This window comes from Glaciimonas sp. PAMC28666 (assembly GCF_016917355.1).
Taxonomy (GTDB): Bacteria; Pseudomonadota; Gammaproteobacteria; order Burkholderiales; family Burkholderiaceae_D; genus Glaciimonas.
Genome location: NZ_CP070304.1, coordinates 3,330,115 through 3,350,355 on the forward strand (window position 1 = coordinate 3,330,115; position 20,241 = coordinate 3,350,355).

24 protein-coding genes and 2 tRNA genes are annotated in these 20,241 nt (G+C 49.3%); 18 read left to right on the forward strand and 8 right to left on the reverse strand.

The window, feature by feature from the left end; all coding sequences use genetic code 11:
* Nucleotides 1-56: 56 nt before the first annotated feature.
* Nucleotides 57-194: a hypothetical protein gene (locus tag JQN73_RS14265; protein WP_205319538.1), complete on the reverse strand. Its 138-nt coding sequence runs from the start codon at nucleotides 192-194 to the stop codon at nucleotides 57-59.
* A gap of 389 nt (nucleotides 195-583) precedes the next feature.
* On the opposite strand from JQN73_RS14265, the gene JQN73_RS14270 reads away from it, so the two are divergent.
* From JQN73_RS14270 to JQN73_RS14305, 8 genes are all read left to right on the forward strand, one after another.
* The gene (locus JQN73_RS14270) at nucleotides 584-886 is read left to right on the forward strand and encodes a YqjD family protein (RefSeq protein WP_205319539.1); all 303 of its coding nucleotides are present in this window, start codon (nucleotides 584-586) and stop codon (nucleotides 884-886) included.
* 186 nt (nucleotides 887-1,072) lie between these two features.
* Nucleotides 1,073-1,633: a ferritin-like domain-containing protein gene (locus JQN73_RS14275; protein WP_205319540.1), complete on the forward strand. Its 561-nt coding sequence runs from the start codon at nucleotides 1,073-1,075 to the stop codon at nucleotides 1,631-1,633.
* A 187-nt stretch (nucleotides 1,634-1,820) separates the two neighbouring features.
* A complete protein-coding gene (locus JQN73_RS14280) occupies nucleotides 1,821-2,033 on the forward strand; it encodes a CsbD family protein (RefSeq protein ID WP_205319541.1) in 213 nt (70 codons plus the stop codon).
* Between the two features lie 137 nt (nucleotides 2,034-2,170).
* Complete coding sequence (locus tag JQN73_RS14285; RefSeq protein ID WP_205319542.1) at nucleotides 2,171-2,485, forward strand: BON domain-containing protein; 315 nt, start codon at nucleotides 2,171-2,173, stop codon at nucleotides 2,483-2,485.
* A 285-nt stretch (nucleotides 2,486-2,770) separates the two neighbouring features.
* Complete coding sequence (locus tag JQN73_RS14290) at nucleotides 2,771-3,403, forward strand: response regulator transcription factor (protein ID WP_205319543.1); 633 nt, start codon at nucleotides 2,771-2,773, stop codon at nucleotides 3,401-3,403.
* Nucleotides 3,404-3,562: 159 nt separating this feature from the next.
* A complete protein-coding gene (locus JQN73_RS14295) occupies nucleotides 3,563-3,985 on the forward strand; it encodes a response regulator (protein WP_205319544.1) in 423 nt (140 codons plus the stop codon).
* 298 nt (nucleotides 3,986-4,283) lie between these two features.
* On the forward strand, nucleotides 4,284-6,377 hold the full coding sequence (locus JQN73_RS14300) for a PAS domain-containing protein (protein ID WP_205319545.1): 2,094 nt from the start codon (nucleotides 4,284-4,286) through the stop codon (nucleotides 6,375-6,377).
* Nucleotides 6,378-6,624: 247 nt separating this feature from the next.
* Complete coding sequence (locus JQN73_RS14305) at nucleotides 6,625-6,810, forward strand: CsbD family protein (protein ID WP_205319546.1); 186 nt, start codon at nucleotides 6,625-6,627, stop codon at nucleotides 6,808-6,810.
* A gap of 107 nt (nucleotides 6,811-6,917) precedes the next feature.
* On the opposite strand, the gene JQN73_RS14310 is transcribed toward JQN73_RS14305, so the two are convergent.
* Nucleotides 6,918-7,349 (reverse strand): universal stress protein, encoded by a 432-nt coding sequence (locus tag JQN73_RS14310; protein WP_205319547.1) that lies wholly within the window; start codon nucleotides 7,347-7,349, stop codon nucleotides 6,918-6,920.
* 371 nt (nucleotides 7,350-7,720) lie between these two features.
* Here JQN73_RS14310 and JQN73_RS14315 point away from each other — a divergent pair, with 371 nt between their 5' ends.
* Nucleotides 7,721-9,076 (forward strand): NAD(P)/FAD-dependent oxidoreductase, encoded by a 1,356-nt coding sequence (locus tag JQN73_RS14315; RefSeq protein ID WP_370551243.1) that lies wholly within the window; start codon nucleotides 7,721-7,723, stop codon nucleotides 9,074-9,076.
* A gap of 164 nt (nucleotides 9,077-9,240) precedes the next feature.
* On the opposite strand, the gene JQN73_RS14320 is transcribed toward JQN73_RS14315, so the two are convergent.
* Nucleotides 9,241-9,456, reverse strand: coding sequence for a glycine zipper 2TM domain-containing protein (locus JQN73_RS14320; protein WP_205319548.1), 216 nt, complete (start codon nucleotides 9,454-9,456; stop codon nucleotides 9,241-9,243).
* A gap of 434 nt (nucleotides 9,457-9,890) precedes the next feature.
* Here JQN73_RS14320 and JQN73_RS14325 point away from each other — a divergent pair, with 434 nt between their 5' ends.
* The 4 genes from JQN73_RS14325 (at nucleotide 9,891) to JQN73_RS14340 (ending at nucleotide 13,453) form a co-directional block, all read left to right on the forward strand.
* Nucleotides 9,891-10,319 carry a glycine zipper 2TM domain-containing protein gene (locus JQN73_RS14325; RefSeq protein WP_205319549.1) on the forward strand — a complete coding sequence of 143 codons (429 nt, stop codon included), beginning with the start codon at nucleotides 9,891-9,893 and terminating at the stop codon, nucleotides 10,317-10,319.
* Between the two features lie 316 nt (nucleotides 10,320-10,635).
* Nucleotides 10,636-10,857: a hypothetical protein gene (locus JQN73_RS14330; RefSeq protein ID WP_205319550.1), complete on the forward strand. Its 222-nt coding sequence runs from the start codon at nucleotides 10,636-10,638 to the stop codon at nucleotides 10,855-10,857.
* 466 nt (nucleotides 10,858-11,323) lie between these two features.
* Nucleotides 11,324-12,124 carry a c-type cytochrome gene (locus JQN73_RS14335; RefSeq protein WP_205319551.1) on the forward strand — a complete coding sequence of 267 codons (801 nt, stop codon included), beginning with the start codon at nucleotides 11,324-11,326 and terminating at the stop codon, nucleotides 12,122-12,124.
* A 12-nt stretch (nucleotides 12,125-12,136) separates the two neighbouring features.
* Nucleotides 12,137-13,453, forward strand: coding sequence for a cytochrome c (locus JQN73_RS14340; RefSeq protein ID WP_240162273.1), 1,317 nt, complete (start codon nucleotides 12,137-12,139; stop codon nucleotides 13,451-13,453).
* A gap of 111 nt (nucleotides 13,454-13,564) precedes the next feature.
* Here the strand turns inward: JQN73_RS14340 and JQN73_RS14345 are convergent, their stop codons facing one another.
* Nucleotides 13,565-14,566: an NAD(P)H-quinone oxidoreductase gene (locus tag JQN73_RS14345; RefSeq protein WP_205319552.1), complete on the reverse strand. Its 1,002-nt coding sequence runs from the start codon at nucleotides 14,564-14,566 to the stop codon at nucleotides 13,565-13,567.
* Nucleotides 14,567-14,865: 299 nt separating this feature from the next.
* Between JQN73_RS14345 and JQN73_RS14350 the strand changes: the two genes are divergently transcribed.
* The 5 genes from JQN73_RS14350 (at nucleotide 14,866) to JQN73_RS14370 (ending at nucleotide 18,299) form a co-directional block, all read left to right on the forward strand.
* Complete coding sequence (locus tag JQN73_RS14350; protein WP_205319553.1) at nucleotides 14,866-15,417, forward strand: cytochrome b; 552 nt, start codon at nucleotides 14,866-14,868, stop codon at nucleotides 15,415-15,417.
* A gap of 154 nt (nucleotides 15,418-15,571) precedes the next feature.
* Entirely contained in the window at nucleotides 15,572-16,081 is a 510-nt protein-coding gene (locus JQN73_RS14355) for a YceI family protein (RefSeq protein ID WP_240162578.1), read from the forward strand.
* Between the two features lie 109 nt (nucleotides 16,082-16,190).
* Nucleotides 16,191-16,769, forward strand: coding sequence for a YceI family protein (locus JQN73_RS14360; protein ID WP_205319555.1), 579 nt, complete (start codon nucleotides 16,191-16,193; stop codon nucleotides 16,767-16,769).
* A 469-nt stretch (nucleotides 16,770-17,238) separates the two neighbouring features.
* Nucleotides 17,239-17,775 carry a chromate transporter gene (locus tag JQN73_RS14365; RefSeq protein WP_205323377.1) on the forward strand — a complete coding sequence of 179 codons (537 nt, stop codon included), beginning with the start codon at nucleotides 17,239-17,241 and terminating at the stop codon, nucleotides 17,773-17,775.
* Nucleotides 17,772-18,299, forward strand: a complete 528-nt coding sequence (locus tag JQN73_RS14370) for a chromate transporter (RefSeq protein WP_205319556.1) — start codon at nucleotides 17,772-17,774, stop codon at nucleotides 18,297-18,299. The genes JQN73_RS14365 and JQN73_RS14370 overlap by 4 nt, the downstream gene beginning before the upstream one ends.
* 221 nt (nucleotides 18,300-18,520) lie before the next feature.
* On the opposite strand, the gene JQN73_RS14375 is transcribed toward JQN73_RS14370, so the two are convergent.
* From JQN73_RS14375 to pal, 4 genes are all read right to left on the reverse strand, one after another.
* Nucleotides 18,521-18,596 (reverse strand) — tRNA-Lys (locus JQN73_RS14375).
* A 198-nt stretch (nucleotides 18,597-18,794) separates the two neighbouring features.
* A tRNA-Lys gene (locus JQN73_RS14380) sits at nucleotides 18,795-18,870 on the reverse strand.
* 90 nt (nucleotides 18,871-18,960) lie between these two features.
* Entirely contained in the window at nucleotides 18,961-19,707 is a 747-nt protein-coding gene (gene ybgF, locus JQN73_RS14385; RefSeq protein ID WP_205319557.1) for a tol-pal system protein YbgF, read from the reverse strand.
* Between the two features lie 15 nt (nucleotides 19,708-19,722).
* Nucleotides 19,723-20,241: a peptidoglycan-associated lipoprotein Pal gene (gene pal / locus JQN73_RS14390; RefSeq protein WP_205319558.1), complete on the reverse strand. Its 519-nt coding sequence runs from the start codon at nucleotides 20,239-20,241 to the stop codon at nucleotides 19,723-19,725.

Sequence of the window (20,241 nt, forward strand, 5' to 3'; positions counted from 1 at the left end):
GGGGGGCATGCGGTCCAAGTCGCGGATCGCTTTGAAGTGCGGACGCGTTTTGCATCTTATTCCACGCAGGCAGCACTTTTTTTTAAAACGCTAATAAAATCGTTTAACAGGTCATCATCGACATTGATGCCGGATTTTTTTAATGATTTTATCGAAACGGAACGCATTGATTTACGGGATTCCTGCTGATTCATGCATGATCCACGTTAAGTTTGCGGAAATTTTTACCCAGTTAATATTGACAGATTAGCTTCAAAATCCGCTTTATATGTCGTCATCGCTTTTTCTTTCTTCTTAAAAGGAAAAAGTCATTTCAGCACCTCCCTTAGAGCGCCCCTTTTCCGTTTGTCCTACAAAGCAATGAGCGCCTGTCCTATGTCAGGTGAATAGCTCGGTTGCTAAAATTATTTCAACGCGTCAATGCTTTGGCCTGTCGGGTTGCATCATTTTTGGCGCGAAGTGAGATCGCACGACGGGCAGCCCATATTTTCCCACCTGGTTGTTGATTGATCTGACGTTCTCACATTCAGTCATTCAACTTCATCTAGATACCTGTAATAGCAATCCATGAAAGAGGCCGATCATGCAGAATAAATCTTTAGACAGCACCCAAAAAGATATGCAAGCTTTAGTGCGGGAGGCGTTGGCAACCTTGCGCGAAGCCTCTTCAGAAACAGGCGAAAAAGCGAATGCTTTGATAAATAAAGGCATTGGTTTGCTTGATGATACGTTGGTTAAAGCGCAGCAACTGCAGAATGCTGCCATCGATAGCGGGAGAGCGGCCATGACCTCTACCGATGAATATGTCCATGAAAATCCTTGGCGGGCGATAGCTATCTCGGCGGCCGTGGGCCTGTTGGCTGGCGTATGTATTTCCCGTAAATAAGTCGCATAAATAAGTCGCAAAAACAAGCCAGGTAAATAAGCATGGTCAATGGTTCCACTTTGGATATCTGAATTTGATTTGGTTTCAACTCATTTAGCGATTTCGAATTAGCTGTATTGAGGCACACCAGCCGTCCAACGGAAGTCGCGTTGGTCATTTGATCATTTTAAGAAAGTAGGAACGCATATGAATACTGACAAAAACAAAGTCGGTGGCAAACCCGTCTTAACTACCGCCACGCCAATTGACACGGCGGCGATCAGAGCAGCAGCGCAAAATCTGGATGATGGTGCGGTGACGTCCGGCTATCAGGGTAATCGAGAGGAAGTTGTCGCTTTACTCAATGGCGCGTTAGCCACCGAACTGGTTTGCGTAATGCGCTATAAGCGGCATTATTTTACCGCTAGTGGATTGGAAAATAGCGCGATAAAAGCGGAGTTTCTGGCGCACGCCAAAGAGGAGGAGCAACATGCCGACATGATTGCAGAACGCATCGTGCAATTGAACGGTGAACCCAACTTTAATCCGGCGGGGATCGTTGACCGCAGCCATGCTGAATATGACGATTCAAGCGACATCAAGAGCATGATTAAGGCGAATTTGATTGCCGAGCGCATCGCAATCGAAACTTACCGGCAAATGATCGAGCGTATCGGCGATACGGATCCTACAACGCGCCATATGTTGGTCAATATCATGGCAGTGGAGGAAGAGCATGCGGATGATATGCGCGATCTGCTTGGATAGCGCGTTGAGTCGGATGCCTTGCCGTGTTATCGAAGGAACGCAAAATAATTTGTTAAGGATGAGCAAGAGCAAACAAGAGCAAATAATGACAAGTAACAGCAAGTAGCAGCAAGTAGCAGAAAGTAAGAGCATCAAGAAAGAAGCAGCAGTAAGCAAGGATTGCACACATTTAACCACAGGAGAAAACATGAATTGGGACATTATTGAGGGTAACTGGAAACAACTCAAAGGTAACATCAAGCAACAATGGGGCAAGTTGACCGATGACCATATCGATATGATCGCAGGCAAGCGCGACGACCTGTCCGGTAAAATTCAAGAGGCCTACGGCGTAAACAAGGACGAGGCCGAGAAGCAAATCAAAGACTTCGAAGATAATCATAAAGACTATCGCCCCTAACGTGAGTTGGAACGTTGTTTCAGTCGTATGTAACTGGCCTTCCAGGTAACGACGTTTCGAACATCAAGAATGAAGCGCTATCCATGCGCGGATGAGTACCACCCGGTAGTTTTATGAATTATTTTTAGGAGAATTTTATGACATCAATCACCAAACGTTTCGCCGGTTTCTTTTTTGCGCTACTTATGCTGTCGCTGGCGGGTTGTGCAGCAACGGCTACGAAGGAAGGCACTGGTGGTTATGTTGATGACACGGTGATCACGACCAAAGTCAAGGCCGCAATTTTCAATGAGCCAACCTTAAAGTCTGCTGAAATCAACGTTGAAACCTTTAAGGGCGTAGTGCAATTGAGCGGGTTCGTGGCGCAACGTCAGGATGCTGCAACGGCAGCGAATGTTGCCGGTGGCGTAAAAGGCGTGCAGTCAGTTAAAAACGACATTCGATTACGTTAATTAAAGTAAATGAAAGTCGGGTAGCTTAAGGCTACAGCAGACTACAGCCATACCGGGTGCTCCGTACGGAGCTCCCGGAAATTTGCACTTTGGAACGAGATAACGACGAATACAAAATTTGGAACTTGTAATGTTTGCATTTATTTCAGATGGATTCGCAAAAAATAGTGTAAAACTGATGAAGCGCTAGGATTTCCGAAAACACGAATTAATGCCCATTTGTATGGTGAACACCAAGATGTAAATTCCTTTCGCGATTGGCGTTTTAAAAAGATTGTGGAATTTATGATAAAAATATTGGTAGTCGATGACCACGCCGTTGTTCGCGCAGGCGTCCATTACTTTATTGCCGATATTCCAAATATGGAGATTGGCGGCGAAGCGGCCAGCGCTGAAGAAGCGATCCGCATGGTACGCGCGCAGGACTGGGATATTGTGCTGCTGGATATCGCGATGCCGGACAAGAGCGGGGTTGAGGTGCTTAAACAAATCAAGCGTGAAAAACCTAAACTGCCCGTATTGATATTAAGTATGCACCCTGAGAGTCGCTATGCGGTGCAGGTTCTTCGTAGTGGCGCTAATGGCTATGTGCAGAAGGAAGCCCTTGCCACGGAACTGGTCAAGGCGATCAATACCATATTGGATGGCCATAAATATATTAGTTACGGGGTAGCGGAATTATTGACTGCGGACCCCGATACGGATGATCAAAAGCCTTTGCATGAGTTGCTGTCTGAGCGAGAATATGAAATTTTTTATAAGTTGAGTCAAGGCGAAGGCGTTACAAAAATCGCCGACGAATTGTGCCTTAGTGTGAAAACTGTCAGTACGTACCGTACCCGCGTCTTGCAAAAAATGAGCATGACGAATAATGCCGACATTATTTATTACGCGATTAAAAATAATTTGATTGATTGACCGATGACCGTCAATACTGGTTTCCCGCTAACGGGGTGACGAAGCGGTTGCCGGATCTGGCATCCTGTTAGGAGTGGTTAAAATTTCTTTGTCTATTTGGAAAAAAGCGACGTTATGCATAAAATTGCTACGAACACTGCTGAGATTAATTAAATATTCATGAAAAAAACTGTCACTTCTGAATCGAAAAAAATGCAGTCAGGACCGCTGCGTATTTTTTTGGTGGAAGACTCCACTGATGTACGGGATTGGATTATTGAAACCGTCAACGGTATTCAAGGGGTGACGCTGGCTGGATTTTCGGAAGAAGAAAATGATGCGCTCGAAAAAATTGACGCTGAGAGTTTCGATATTTTGATTCTTGATATTGAGTTGAAGCAAGGCAACGGAATGAATTTGCTTAAAACCCTCGCCAAGTCTAACAAGTACATCGACAATCTTAAAATAATTTTCAGTAACAACGTGAGTCAGGTTTATCGGCGGGCTGGAGAACAATACGGGGTACGTTTCTTTTTCGATAAAACCTCCGAATTCACCAAGCTACGAACCTTACTCGAAGAATTAGGTTCTCACATACATTAACTTGTTTGGCCTATTTTTCTGCCCTGGGTGCAAATGAAACCCAGCGTGGTTGACGTTTCATAGTCAATAGACGTGCTGCTACTTTCAGTATCTCTCCTGCGTCATCGTTAAAAAACGCCATTACTATCTTATTAAAAAAAGCACACAGAACATCTTCCTCAAGAGGGGCGTTGATAATCCGCGCAAGAGTCGAACTATTTTCATGGCTTTGATGATACTGTCTACACCGACATGAAGCGCCCGACTTCATAAACGGTTTTGTCTGGGATTGCAATCGGGTGTGCGAGAGGCGCGATATATGAATAAAAAAACGATGCCTGAGGCAAATCAACCAACCGAGGACCATCCACATTATCAATACCTGCTCAAAAGCCGTGCTCTTGAGCGGTTCGCGCTGTCTGGCATTTACGTATCTCGGACGGTAGCCACCGCTGTCGCACTGGCATTAGTGGTTATGCTGACCGCAGGTCTGGCTTGGGTCTGCGCTCTGTACGGCGTCAAGGGCCAAGGAGTGTTATTCGATTTAAGTAATCTTCACCCGAATGTTGTCCTTGGGTTCCTCATCAGCGGTGCAAGTCTTTTGTTGCGGTGTTCCCGGTTCGCGGGCAGGTCAGCCGTTAAATTTCTGGCACAGGGGCTTGCCGTCGTGACGTTAGTGCCCGCCACCCTTGTGCTAGCCCAGCAAGTGTTTGGGGCTTTTGGCGAATTCAATCAATATATGCTGCTCGTGCCGTGGACAGCGATGCCTGGTGTTGCAGGATTGCACCCGTTCGCCGCGGTTGGCTTTATCGTTTCTGGCTTATCTCTGCTGGTACTTGACTATAAGACGCAGCGACAGCACTATCCGGCCGAATATTTGGCCAGTACGTTAATTTTTTTTAGTGCAATCCCACTGTTCGGATATCTATATCACGTCGATGTATTGACCCATATGGTCTATGAAAGAGACGTTCCGCTAGCCGCAGCTCTCTGTTTTTTGTTGGTTGGAATAGCCTTGTTGATGTCTCGTCCGCGCCATTTATTGATGGCAATTATCACGCGCCATGCGCCTGGTGGACAAATGCTGCGGCGGTCGTTGCCGCAGATGTTGATTCTATTAACGGTGTTGAATTGGTGTGCAGACTGGGGCGCGCGCGAAGGCGTGTATGACTACAATTTGGTGCCGCCTTTATTGACCTTGATCGGTGGTGGATTGTTCTTGTTTATTTTTTGGCGGACGGCGGGAAAGGTTGATCGGGAATATAGCGCGCGTTTGGAAAGCGCTGCCGAATTGGCCGAAGCAAGCGCGCTATTGATCGCCGTGAGTGACAACACCAATGATCCGATTTTTGTTAAAAATCGCACTGGAAATTTAATTTTTGCAAATCCTGCGTGTTTACGTCAATTCGGAATGAGTTGGAGTGAAGCTAAACTGCGGCGTAGTCGCGATCTGTTTTTACGTCAGGAAGATGCGGATCGTATCGACCACGATGACGTCGGTATTATGGAGGCGGGCGTTTCCCAGACTATTGAGCAAACGATCCTGCTTAAGAGCGGGGTGGTGACATTTCAAGTCACCAAAGCGCCATGGTCCGACTCTCAGGGAAAAATCATGGGAGTTGTCGGAATCGCGACCGACATAACAGAGCGCAAGCATGCCGAAGATTCCCTGAGGCGGCGTGAGCTGGAACTGGAGCGCACCATTTTTCAGCGGACCGCATTGTTGCGCGACTTAACAAATCATATTGAAGATGTCCGGGAAGAGGAAAAGCGCGCCATCGCCCGGGAATTACATGACAACATGGGGGCAGCGTTAACGGCACTGAGCATGCATTTGGAGGGGGTGTACAAAGTACTGCCTGACGATGCACTGTGGCAAGAGCGTCAGATCCGTATTCATGACTTGTTACGCTCATTAGTGGCAACTACTCGGCGTATTCAAACCGGGTTACGCCCAAACATGCTGGATCTCTTCGGATTAAAAGCCGCAATCACCGAGCAATTAGAGGATTTCGGTCAACGTACCGGGATCATTTGTAAGACCAGTTTGCCAGATGAAAACATTTCAATTGGAAAAAAGACTGAGATTGCAGTCTATCGCATGCTTCAGGAGATATTGAATAATGTCGCAAAACATGCGCAAGCTACCAGAGTGACAGTGACACTGGATGTCGATGAAGATCGACTGGCGCTGACGATCTGCGACAACGGCATTGGGATTTCCCAGGAGCGAATTGAAAATATCAGTACGCACGGGCTGCGGGGGCTAAAAGAGCGGGCGAGTTTCCTGGGTGGACGGGTGTCGTTTAAAGCCGGCCCGATCAATGGGGCGGGAACAGGGACCCGCGTTGAAATTGAGGTGCCCCTCGTTTCACAGATAAGTGACCCGAACGACGACTTGCAACCGGCTTAGATTGGGCGATGCAGGTTCGAAAGACTTCAACATTTCCTACGCGTTTATCAGAGATTGTCTGATGGATTTTATTGGTACCTCAAACTAACCTACGTCTACATTGAGGTGCTTGATGGCAAGCCGCGATAACCCTTGCTGTTAGCCTCGTGTGTGCAACGAAGCCAGGTTTTATTCCGCAGCATCGCCAGATTCGGTTTGGCTTAGCTGGTTTCGCCCAGTGTCTTTTTTATCCCTTAGGAGCTGAAAAATGAACAAAGACCAAGTCAAAGGTAGCGTGAAAGAAACTGCAGGAAAAATTCAGGAAAAAACTGGCAAAATGGTCGGCAGCACAAGCCAACAAGCCAAAGGCTTGGAAAAACAGGTATCCGGCAAAGCACAGAAAAGCGTCGGTGACGTTAAAGAATCGGTGAAAGACGCCCAAAAAGGACGTTAATTTGTGATCTCAGGTTGCGATTGACAGTGCTAATAAGTCGCAACCGGATCATAAGCATCAAGAGCAGCACGGAAGCCCGTCTTTACGATGGGCTTTTTTGCGTTTGGTCAGCAGTCTGAAGCCACCAGAATGCTGCAAGGGATCTTTTCTACCAAAAGGCTATCGGTAGAACCACGCCACCAGCGTAAAGCCATCGGTTTCTTGCGCGAGTGGGCAATGATGACCAAATCAATGCCGAGTTGATTCACCAGGTCGCCAATAACGTTAATTGGCTCGCCGCTTTCGAAGTGTGTGATGACATTCAATCCGACATCGGTGAGCATCTTGTGGCCTTTGGTGAGTTCTTGTTCCAACAGCGCCTTTTCTGACGTAATGGCTGATTCTGCGACGAATTCTCCGGCCATCAGGTAAGTGGCTAGATTGATAACGCCAAGTAGATGCACTTCAACTTCAGCGCCGGGAGCTAGGCGTATGCATGCATGTAGCGCACAGCGACTTTCAGGTGTGCCGTTGTAGGCGATAAGAATTTTTCGGTACATATGCCCTCCGTAGTGGTTGATACTTAACGATTTCGTCTGTGTTTCCTGATGGTTTCTTTATCATAGCGCAGACTGGGAATAGCCACCAGATGCATAGTGTCTCTGCTTGTGTTGTCCCGTTTGGTTTAATTCTGCGCAGCTTCTATTGCTTTGGTCAAGGATCTCAAAGTAGACTGTTTGATATAGGCGCTAAGCAGGATCTTAGAATGATTCAAAGGGAAGCTATGCCGGGAAATTAAAGGAATCGGATGACCGGATGCGGACCGATTTTTTGCGTCCATTTTTTGTCATTCACTATTTTAATTATTGTTAGTAGTGTTGGATCACATCGAATGTTTCAGGTAGGAACACGAAGAGCGAGGGAATGACTGATGATTAATGAAAATGAGAGTTTGGCGATGGCACAGAGCGCTAACCAAACCGAAGCTATTTCTCATGAGGTGGTAATAGTCGGCGGCGGTGCGGGGGGCTTGGAACTGGCCTGCAAACTTGGCCGTAAACTGGGACATGGGCATGTCACATTGGTTGATCGCACTCTCTACCACATTTGGAAGCCATCCTTGCACGAAGTCGCGGCCGGAACACGCGACATTCATCAGGAAGGTTTGTCATACCAGATGCTGGCGCACGACAATAAATTCCGTTTTGTGTATGGTTCCTTGACCGCCCTGGATGCGGCTAACAATACCATCACCGTCGATGCAATTAATGACGAGTCGGGATCGGAAATAGTGCCGCCACGTCAGATCGTCTTTGGCAGACTGGTAATTGCCATCGGAAGCGTCTCCAATTATTTCGGATTGAACGGAGCGGAGAAAAACACCATTTCGCTCAACTCAACCGAAGATGCGGAATATTTCCGCAGACGCTTGTTGAAGTTATTAGCCTTGGCCGACCTCAAGAAAGAGTTCTTCCCCGATGCCGGTATTGACATCGTCATCGTCGGCGGTGGTGCTACAGGCGTTGAACTGGCGGCAGAGTTGCGTGAAGCCAGTGGCGTCTACACCGATTACGATTTTCCGAGATTGCATCCCGATAAGGATGTGCGAATTACGATCCTTGAGGGTGCACCGCGGCTTTTGGCACCGCTGCCAGAACGCGTTTCCAACGCCGCGACCAAACTGCTGAGAGATCGGGATGTGCGCGTGGTCACGGATTGTCGGGTTGCCAGTATTGCTGAGCAATTCGTCACTGATGCAAACGGTAACGACTACGCCTTCGATCTTTGTGTCTGGTCGGCAGGGATCAAGGCACCGGATTTATTAAAATCATTGGGATTGCCGGTAACAGGATTGGGCCAGTTGCAGGTTGACGGTGCATTAAAAGTCAAAGACAGCGTGAATATCTACGCGTTAGGGGATTGCGCGGCCTGCGTCAGGGCCGATGGCAAATTGGTGCCACCACGGGCGCAAGCGGCGCATCAACAAGCAGACTATCTGCTAGCGTTGTTTGTGCGCGAACATAAGGGGCAGCCGGTAAATCCTGCAACTTACGTGTATACCGACCATGGCTCTCTCGTCTCGTTCGGAAGAAGTACGTCGGTGGGAACACTGATGGGGTCACTCTCTAAGCTGGGCTGGTTTGTTGATGGTTTTTTTGCCCGCATGATGTACGCCAGTTTGCATTTGTTGCATTTGAACGCTCTGCTAGGTCCAGTCCGTACCGGAGTGACGGCTACCGCCAGTAGTTTGATGAAGCATGCCAAACCATCCGTAAAGCTCCATTAAATGGAACAACGCCGTATTCCGTTTGCACGTTGTACGGCGTTGATGTTTGGCGGGCTTTGCTCGACAGCTTCCAAGCTTAAGCCCCACTAGCATAATCAGCTAGTCAGAGGCGACAAATGGTGGATGAAGCCACGGCGCGAATATGGGCCGAAACGGTCTACGGTTTATTTTCCGACCTGGTTACCAACAACGCCGCCCACCGCAGCACCACCAACTGTACCTAGCGCACTACCACCAGTCAGCACCGCGCCGGCCACGCCACCCACGCCCGCACCGACGGCGGTATCGGCCCCTCGACTTGACATGCCGCCGCATCCGCTGAGTGATACCACTAACGCTAAAGCAACTGTCCCGGCAAAAATGTTGTGTACGGTTTTCATAATGCGTCCTTTAGGGAAAAAGTCGGGAAGTTCCCGACGAACAAATTCGCGTAAAGTATTACTAGAATTGTTGTCTTGGAAGAACTACTGCAATCTTATTCTTTACTTTTGGCGACTGCGTGTCCATCGGAGAAGCACTTGTTGCTCTGTAGGACTTTTCTGTCATGACCGTCTGTTCGGTGGATATGTAGATAAAAAACCATTTAATGTGTTCGGCGCATTAAAAACTTCAATACGTAACCAATCTCACGTAGGTGTAATAGTCTGTTTCGAAGCGCTGCATCTCGTTTGAAGACTGCTATATTCCATTCAACGCATCGCAAACAAGCAACTAAAAAGCAACTTAGAGCTTGAAAAGGATGGTGTTGGAAATATCAGCGTCGCTGAGCTAACCAACGAATGGCACTCTGTTTCGATCCTGAAAGGACTATTTTATGTTAACCAAAAAAGTAATCGTATCCGCGCTGTTTATCGCCGCAGCAACCACTGTTTCAGTTTCTGCGTCGGCTTACGATCAAGGGACCAATCTGGTGATCGGCGGCGTCGCGGGAGCAGCTATTGGTAGCGTAGTTGGCGGTCGGAACGGCGCGATTTTAGGTGGCGTACTGGGTGCTGCAGTTGGCGCGAGCGCGCGTAGAAATGATGGCGGGGGCTATTACGATCGCGGTAATGTTGACCGTGGTGGTTATTATCGTCGTCCGGCAGCGTATTACGCGCCGCCGCCAGTGTATGTTCGCCCCGAACCAGTCTATTACCGACCTGCACCGCAAGTTTATTATCAGCCGGTACGTGAATATCCACGTCAAGGATATTATCAGGAAGGCTATGCCCCACGCCATGATCGGGACTATTACGAGCGTTAACACGGACCGCCCGCCGAGAAGCAATAAGTATGTTTACGTATTGATGCTGTAACACGTTGCTGGTCGGGCGGTTAATTGAAATGCCGATGTGGGGAACCCCCTACGTCGGCATTTTTTATATTAAAGAGCGCATCTTGCTATCGATGATATTCGGAGGATACTGAGTTATATCATCGTAAAGTACTTAGTCAGGTATTAATAAAGTAGCTATAAGATGCCAATAAGGCATTAGCCAGAAGGTTCGGCACGCTTGTACGAAGAAGTGAATGACTTCGCGATATATCAATTTTTCATTGTGATGCATTAGGAGAATCTCATGCCTGAAAGTAAACAGCCATCAAAGCCATCCGCGATCCCAACCAGGGAGCAAACGGACTCTCCGCGCAAACCATCGGCTCATCGCCAATCTACCTTTGGTCACGCACTGGACGGCAGTCAACAACTGGATATTCTTGAAGAGCAGGTCTATGCGAATGCTGAGGCGCCCGGGAAAGACCAGCCGATGGTGCCACCGGATCGCGACGCTATCAAGAAGTGAACGCGCTTGCGGCACGGTACCCGCGCTTTTGTCTGAGCCAACACCCTGCCCAACGCGCACCGGCTTAAGGCAAGTCAGCCCGGGGCACGTCAGCCCGGGGCAAGTCCGTCCGGAGCAAGTCCGCCGGAGATAACATCCATATTGCGCGCGCTTTTGGTGGCGCGCCGCAGAGTCTTTTCCTTCTATCTCGCCTGCAGGCCTATTCATCTGTAGCGAAATCGTCGCGCCATTTTTGTCGCGGACAGATCTTATTGGCAGGTATGGCATGCGCGATGGTTTGCATTCCGCTTGCCAGTGCGCCGTTTTTTACGGTTGAATATTGGTATACTCCAACGTTATGTTTTTGCATTTACTGTGATTGTACGATCGCATCGGGCGGCTTGCCGATTTCCATGAGCGGTTTAACGCCGGATGAATACGGATAGGCTCCCCTTAGTAAAGTACTACCGAAAAGATGGTTCAACCAATGGCAATTTGTTCCCAACCGCAAGCATCGCGCTGTGCATGGCACCTGCTACTACGCGTGTGCGCATGCGCTGTTTTGTTTTCCTCCAATATCGGCTTAACCACAAATGCCATCGGTGCGGAGCCAACGAGCGTGGCCGAGACATTTATCGATAAGCCTGCGGTCGACAATGCACCTGTTCCCGATACCATCGGCCAGCGATTATTGGCTTGTACCGCCTGCCACGGCAAGCAAGGACGTGCTGCCAGTGAGGGATATTATCCGCGCATCGCAGGAAAACCCGCAGGCTATCTCTACAATCAGCTGGTCAACTTCCGAGGCGGCCGTCGCCAGTATCCGATGATGACCTACATGGTGAACCACATGTCCGATGCGTATCTGCGTGAAATAGCAGATTACTTTTCGGATCAACATCCGCCTTATCCCGCTCCTCAACCGTTTGCTTTGAGCAGTGCTGATTTTCAGCGTGGACAAACCTTGGTTCAGCATGGTGATGCCAGCAAAAAAATTCCTGCATGTATCGCTTGTCATGGCAACGCAATGACGGGTGTTCTGCCCGCCACGCCGGGCTTACTTGGCTTGCCGCGCGATTATCTGGTAGCGCAAATTGGTGCCTGGCAGACCGGCGTACGTCACGCGGCGGCTCCGGATTGTATGTCACAGGTTGCGAAGCGACTTAGCGCCGAAGACATTGGTGCAGTCGCCTCTTGGCTAGCTGCGCAACCTATTCCGGAAGGTGCCACGGCGGTAGCACCTTTATCGCTAAAACTTCCACTTGTCTGTGGCAGCGTCCCAAATTGAGCGGAGAAATGCATGACGCGGTTTAAGCGTAATTTGTATGTAAGCCTTGGTAGTCTGGTCTTGCTGGCGGCTGTTATCGGCGTCTGGTTGGCGTGCATGAATGTCGATGATGCGGATCCGCGCGCTAATCAGACAGCGCCATCTCTTAACGGCCATCAGCTTGTCGATCAAATCTCCCGCGGTGCCTACCTGACTCGCGCTGGTGATTGCATGGCTTGCCATACGGTACGCGATGGACAAAAATATGCGGGTGGACGTGCGATCGTCACGCCATTCGGTGCGGTCTACGCGCCCAACCTAACGCCGGATCAACAAACCGGCATCGGAAGTTGGAACGCAAATGATTTTTGGCGCGCACTGCACAACGGCAAGTCGAAGGATGGGAGTTTGTTGTATCCCGCGTTTCCCTATACCAATTACACCAAAATATCGCGTGTCGACGCCGATGCGATGTTTGCTTACCTGCAGAGTATTCCGGCGGTAACGCAAAAGAACATCGCGCCGCAGTTACGCTTTCCCTACAACAATCGGGGTTTGCTGTATGGATGGCGGGCACTGTATTTTCGGCCTGGTGTTTATCAGCCTCAAAATACGCAATCGGCAGAATGGAACAGGGGTGCCTATCTGGTTCAGGGACTCGGCCATTGCAGCGCCTGTCATTCAACCCGAAATGCGCTGGGCGGACTTGATTTGAAGGGCGAGCTTGGCGGCGGCTTCATTCCGGTGGTGAACTGGTACGCACCATCATTAACATCGGACGTCGAGACTGGTTTGGGTGATTGGGAAATTTCACACATTGCGGCCTTGCTAAAAACCGGCATTTCCCCGCGCAGCGCGGTGTTTGGACCAATGGCCGAAGTGGTTGCCGCGAGTTTGCAGTATCTGAGTGAAGACGACGTAACAGCAATGGCGGTTTATCTCAAAACGTTGCCTCGGTCAGAGGGAAGGCCGGTCGCAGAAAAAGAATATGCCCGTCCATATGAAATCGATCAAGTCTTGGCACTAGGTGCAAAAGTGTACAAAGATAACTGTATCGCCTGCCACCTCACATCTGGTAAAGGGGTAGATTCAGCCTATCCGCCGTTGATGGGCAATCGTGCCATCACCATGCCGTCTGCAGTTAATGCGATAAGGGTAGTCATGTACGGTGGTTTTGCACCCACGACAGCCGGTAATCCACGGCCATACGGGATGCCGCCGTTTGCACAGGATTTGACTGATTCAGAGGTTGCTGCAGTCGTGTCTTATATTCGCAATTCCTGGGGCAATAGCGCGACATTGGTGTCACCGTCAGAAGTGAATCGTTATCGCAGCGTGCCCTTAGACTAATTAATTTGATGATGGTGATCGCAAAAAAGCAGCCGAAAGGCTGCTTTTCTATGTTGAGCGCATTTTACTGGGGAAGCAGCTTATGGTGAAGGGCAGTTGCAGAGGTAATGATTATTGCTGTTGATCGTTCGGTGAACCGATCGTCAGCATAATTTTGCCGACGTGGGTGCTGCTTTCCATCAGGGCGTGTGCTTGGGCAGCTTGTTCCAGCGGGAAGGTTTTGTAGATCACGGATTTAATTTTGCCAGTTTCCAGAAGCGGCCAGATACGAGATTGCAGTTGCGCTGCGATCTCGCCTTTGAACGCAATCGGTCGTGGCCGCAGCGTTGAGCCGGTTATGGTCAGACGGCGCATCATGATTTTGCTAAAGTTCAGCTTGGCGCTATTACCGCCAAGCGTCGCGATGAAGACCAGGCGGCCATCTTCGGCCAGACAATCTATTTCGCGCGGAACATAATCCCCAGCCACCATATCTAAAATCACATCAACGCCTTTGCCCGCGGTGATGGACTTTACGACCTCGACAAAATCTTCAGTACGATAATTGATCGCCCGTACTGCACCCAGATCCTCGCAAGCCCGACATTTTTCATCCGAGCCAGCGGTAGCGAAAACCTGATGTCCTAATGCGGTAGCAATCTGGATCGCTGCTGCCCCAATTCCGGAACTGCCTCCTTGAACCAACAACGTCTCGCTGCCGGTTAGTTTTGCGCGCTCAAAAACATTGCTCCATACAGTAAAAAACGTTTCTGGCAATGAGGCAGCTTCGAGTGTGGTCCAGCCCTTGGGGATGGGCAGGCATTGCACGGCAGGCGTAGTGCAATATTCAGCGTAGCCCCCGCCTGGCACCAAGGCGCAAACCAAATCCCCTTTTTTTAAATGCGTATCGGAGAAATCTCCATCAACAATTTCCCCCGCAACTTCGAGGCCAGGTAGATCCGAGGCGCCAGGTGGGGGAGCATAGTTACCGCTGCGCTGAAACACGTCCGGGCGATTAACCCCCGCCGCGTGTACTTTAATGACCACTTCACCTGGTTTGAAATCAGGCATGGGTCGTTCGCGGATTTGCAATACTTCAGGGCCACCGTGTTGGGTAATTTCAATAACGCGCATTGGAATTGCTCTCTTTTCTTATGTAGCATGGAAGGCAAAACATTGATGAATGAATATCGATAAACAAAATCGATGAACCTCGGTATCTTAATGTTCGTGGTTTTAAATCGGTATCTATCGCCGTAGTGATAATGTTATGAGACATTGTATGACGAGTTCCAGTTCGCTGCCGGTAACCCGCTTGCCCCTGCCAATGTCATTCAAGAAATTTGAATGACTTGAAAGTTGGCGATGCGGAACTTAGCGACTTACGGTACAGTCAATGCCTTGTCTCAGAGGCAACGACCAAACACGAGCCTATGAAAAATAAACCTACCCCGATTCGCTACACGACAACCGCCATTAGTATGCACTGGCTGGTTGCTTTATTGATTTTCGCCGCTTTTGGAATTGGTTGGTATATGACTGGCATTCCCGGTCTTACGCCGCAAAAATTGAAATTGTTTTCATGGCATAAATGGCTCGGCGTCACCATCTTTGCCCTTGCGGTTATCCGTGTTACATGGCGGTTGTTGCATCCGGCACCTCCTTTGCCACCTGGCATTCCGCGATGGCAGCAGCAAGCCGCACATCTGGTGCACCAACTTTTGTATGTCCTGATCATTGTAATACCATTGACAGGTTATTTTTATAGTGCAGCGTCCGGCATTGCCGTTGTGTATCTGGGGCTGTTTAAAATGCCGATGTTAATCGAAAAAAATGATCAGTTAAAATCCATTCTCGGACCGATGCATGTCTGGTTAAATTATTTGATGGCCGCCATTGTGGTGGCGCACGTACTCGCTGCGTTGAAGCATCAGTTGATTGATCGGGATGGAACTTTGGGCCGTATGTTGCCATTTCTTAAGTAGGTTAGCTTATTTTGATACGTCGCCATACCGGCAAAAAAGAGAAGTCAGATCGTTTGAATCAAAATGATTCGAAAGAATTCAAGGAGTAATGTCAGTGAAAAATTTGCGCGCAAAATCGACGATAGTGGTGGCTTTGATCGGTGCTGGATTTTGGATGACTAACGTCGCGTGGGCGCAGCTGGACGCAGCCAAAAGTTCGGTCAGCATCGTGGCCAAGCAATTGGGTGTGCCGATGGACGGAAAATTTAAAAAATTTGACGCGACGGTGGATTTCAATCCGGCTAAGTTAGCGCAATCAACGGCCAAGGTTGATATCGATATGGCGAGTTTCGACATCGGCGCGGAGGAGTACAACAAAGAAGTGCGCGGTAAGGACTGGTTCGACGCTGCCAAATATCCCAAGGCAACGTTTGTATCCAGCAGTATTAAGCAAGGGGCGACCGGAAAGTACGACGTCGCTGGAAAACTGACTATCAAAGGCCACACGCAAGATGTCGTGGTGGGCGCAACTTATAAGCAGGATGCCAGCGGCAATGTGTTCGAAGGCGTATTGCCGATCAAGCGCAACGCGTTTAGCATCGGCGAGGGTGACTGGAAAGATACCTCGGTCGTCGCCGATGACGTACAGATCAAATTTCGTATTGTTACCGCTGTAAAAAAATAAGTTGTCCTAAAACGCCGCATATAGATTGTTGGGCTATTTGGAAATCAACATTTTTGTGTCACACCCGGCTAAGCTTTTTTCGGCCATTTATTTAATGAAAAGGAAAACGATGAAATTACGTACTTTGGTTGCCGCCCTCGTGGCACTGTCAGCGGGCGCGGCAATGGCTGTTCCGGCGACTTATACCCTGGACCCATCTCACACGTATCCTAGCTTTGAGGCTGACCATATGGGTGGTTTGTCTACATGGCGTGGCAAGTTCACAAAAAGTAGCGGCACCGTGGTGCTGGATCGTGCGGCCAAAACAGGAACGCTTGATATCAAGGTTGATCCTGCTTCCATTGACTTTGGATATCCGAAGCTCAATGAACATGCGAAGAGTCCCGACATGTTTGATGTGGCTAAATTTCCTGAAGTCACTTACAAAGGAAAGTTCACCAAATTTAACGGTGATGTACCGAAAGAAGTTGAGGGCGAGCTGACGATGCATGGTGTTACCAAGAAAGTTAATCTGAAAATTGATGATTTTGTTTGCAAAATCCATCCGGTGTTCAAGCGTGAAGTGTGTGGTGCAGAAGTCGAAGGCAAATTCAGTCGCGACGATTTTGGTATCGATTACGGCAAGCAAATGGGTTTTAAGCAGGAAGTAAAGTTACAGATTCAAGTTGAAGGTATTAAGCAGGACTAATTCCAAGCTTCAAAAAACCGCTGCTGTCACGGCAGCGGTTTTTTTTTTCGTCTGCTCGAATAACGTCTTATCCGCGCGGATGGCGCTAGCGCGCAGTCATCAATGACACATTCTGTATTCTTGGTATCTGGTACATCAATTCCTTGAATTACTATCTCTGCGGTTAATTTGGCCTATCCGGAGTGACGAGAATCCTCCCTGCAATTGCGTTCTGAAACTTCAAACAGGCACTCCCTGTCCTTTCCTTAAAACGTGGGGATTTCTATGGGCTCTAGCGTCTTGTTGGCTAACGTGCGGACGCGTTTATATCGAAGTAAAATACTCTTTCACAAGAAAGACATTCGGATAACGACGACCAAAATGTCGCCATGCACTCAGGTAAAAAACGGTCCAATAAATGGTGACACAAGCAAAAAGCCAAACAGAGCAGAGCGCGCGGCAATCGGACCCAACCCCGGATGCGCATCCAATGCAGGAGCCGCCATCGGTTCGCGCATTATTTCTAGGGTTTCTTGGATTGGGATTAATTGGGTTTGGAGGGGTTCTCCCCCTGGCGCGCCGGATGTTGGTCGAACAACGCCGTTGGTTAACGGATGCGGAGTTCACCGATCTCCTTGGCTTATGTCAGTTTCTACCTGGTGGCAATATCATTAATCTCTCAGTTGCGATTGGGCTGCAGTTTCGTGGGATTAGAGGTGCGCTTGCGGCGCTGTTGGGCTTGATCGCTGCGCCCACTGCCATCGTGATTGGTCTTGGGGTGATATACGAGCGGTTTCAGAGCGATACACATATTGCACACATGTTCGCTGGTCTCGCGGCGGCGGCGGCGGGGCTACTCATATCGACCGCAGTTAAGATGGCTATGCCGTTGCGACGCAAGCCGATAGGGATTTTTATCGCGATTATTTTCTTCGTCGCGATTGCGTTACTGCGTTTGCCCTTGCTCCCTACGATGCTGGTCCTGGTTCCTATCAGTATTCTCATTACATGGCGGTGGGCGGCATGATCGCGGTGCTTCTCTCTCTCGCAGCGATTTTTTCAGAGCTGTCATTGCTCGCTTTTGGCGGCGGCAATACCATTCTGCCGGAAATGCAGCGGCAGGTGGTCCATATTCATCATTGGATGTCCGCGCAGGAATTTAGCGCCATGTTTGCGCTGGCGCAGGCTGCACCAGGACCCAACATGATGGTTGTGACGCTAGTCGGCTGGCACGTGGCAGGATGGCCTGGCGTGCTGGTGACCTCTCTGGCAAAATTTGGTCCGTCGTCGATTCTGACCGGCATTACCCTGCATTTCTGGCGACGTTTTAAAGACGAGCCATGGCGTGGCACTGTGCAGGCGGGCCTCGTGCCGGTGACGGTCGGTCTGGTAGCGGCGAGCGCGTCCCTGATCACCGAGGCATCGGTCCATGAGTGGATATTGGGAGCGATTACACTTGGGTGCGTCGTGGGTACCTTGAAAAGCCGGTTACATCCACTGTGGTTCCTGGCGGCGGGCGCGCTGGTGGGATTGAGCGGTATTGGACAATGAAAGTGCTAGGCCATGGATAACGTTCACTGGTACCAGCGTTGCCGACATAACTAAGAAGTTGGCTTTGGGACGTAAGAGTCCACCAGTTTTTTGCAAGTCCGGAAACAGCGCCAAAATTGTACAAAAAAAATGTGGGAACGAGAGGGTAATGAGAGGAACAACGAAGGATGCTGCAGAAATACAAAAGGGTTCCAGACCGAAATCTGGAACCCCTTTTATTTTGGTAGGCCGTGCGGGATTCGAACCTGCGACCAACGGATTAAAAGTCCGCTGCTCTACCAGCTGAGCTAACGACCCAAAATAGTGCTGCTAAATGCTAACTAAGTGACGCAATAAAGTGAAACAAGAAAGTCAAATCGAAAAGACGAATCTAAACGGTTTTTTGTTTGCACTTATAACGCAGCTGTAACGCACTTACAAAACAAGTACTTTATTTCTGAAAAGTTCAGAAATAACAAAGGGTTTTAGATTTTGTCTAAAACCCTTTTATATTCGTGGTAGGCCGTGCGGGATTCGAACCTGCGACCAACGGATTAAAAGTCCGCTGCTCTACCAGCTGAGCTAACGACCCCGAAAGAACGCTATTATAGAGAAGGTGTAGGCACTATGTCAAACTACTCTTGTCTTTTTATTTCATCGGCATAAAAAATCTGCTTTTCGTTCACTTCGCACCAGCTAAACGTTCCTTAGCGGTCACAGCTGCCGGCGTGTTCGGATATTGCGCGATGACCTGCTCGAGTGATTTCTTCGCTGCGCCTTTATCTTTCAGCTCAGTATAAATACTCGACATATTCAAAAGAGCATCTGCCGCTTTTGGATTGTCGGGATATTTTTTTACAACCACTTGCTGCGCCGCCATGGCATTCTTATAGTCACGTTGGGCGAAGTACGAATTTCCCAGCCAGTACTGTGCTGACGGCGCAAAGCCTGACGTTGGATAGCGCCTGAGATAGTCGGAGAACGCGGCGGTGGCGCCTTTGTAGTCGCCACCCTTAAAGCTGGCTAGCGCCGCGTCATAGGACTTCTGCTCATTGGGATCGATGCTGACTTCCTGTCCGTCGACGTTGACTTTTTGTGGTTCCAGTTTACGCAAACGATTATCCAGATCGACATAAAAATCTTTCTGGCGTTGCTGCGTGTTGGCGACCTCGTTGGTCAGCACCTCAATTTCCCCGCGCAGCTTAGCGATCTCTTGATTCAGCTGATCGTTTTGATCTGCCAGACTCAGGGAGCTACTTTTATCCGCCTTGCCATCGACGCGGGCATTCACCGCATCAATTTTGGCACGGATATCAAGAATGGCGCGTCGCGCTTCCGCATCGTCAAACAATCCTGCGTGGGCTATCGGTGCAAAGCAACCTGCGGCCAGTAAGGCCGCAGTCAGCGTTGATTTAGAAAAAATCCGCATGATCACCTTTAATGATTAATAAACGATATCTGCGCGACGATTTTCAGCGAAGGATGCTTCGTCGCTGCCCAGTGCCTTAGGTTTTTCTTTGCCCAGTGAAACTGCTTCTACCTGCGCATCCGGAACGCCTAGCAACGCCAATGCTTTACGGACCGCTTCTGCCCGCTTCTGGCCGAGTGCCAGATTGTATTCACGGCCACCGCGATCATCGGTATTGCCTTGAATGATGATTTTACGACCCTTGTTAGCGATCAAATATTTAGCATGCGCTTCTACGACAGAGCGGAATTCTTCCTTAACCGAATAGCTATCGTAGTCGAAATAAATGCTGCGTTTCGACAGAATGCCTTGCGGATCATTCAATGCATCGCTTGAGCCAGCATTGACTGCGTTGACTGAACGTGAATCTGCTGCATTACCCAGGCTGCCGCGGTCTTCGATCTTAGCTTTGTCATCGAGCTTGACAGGGGACGAGCATGCGGCCAGCAAAACGGCGCTTGAAACGATAAGGGCAAAGCTACTAAGGTGGCGCAT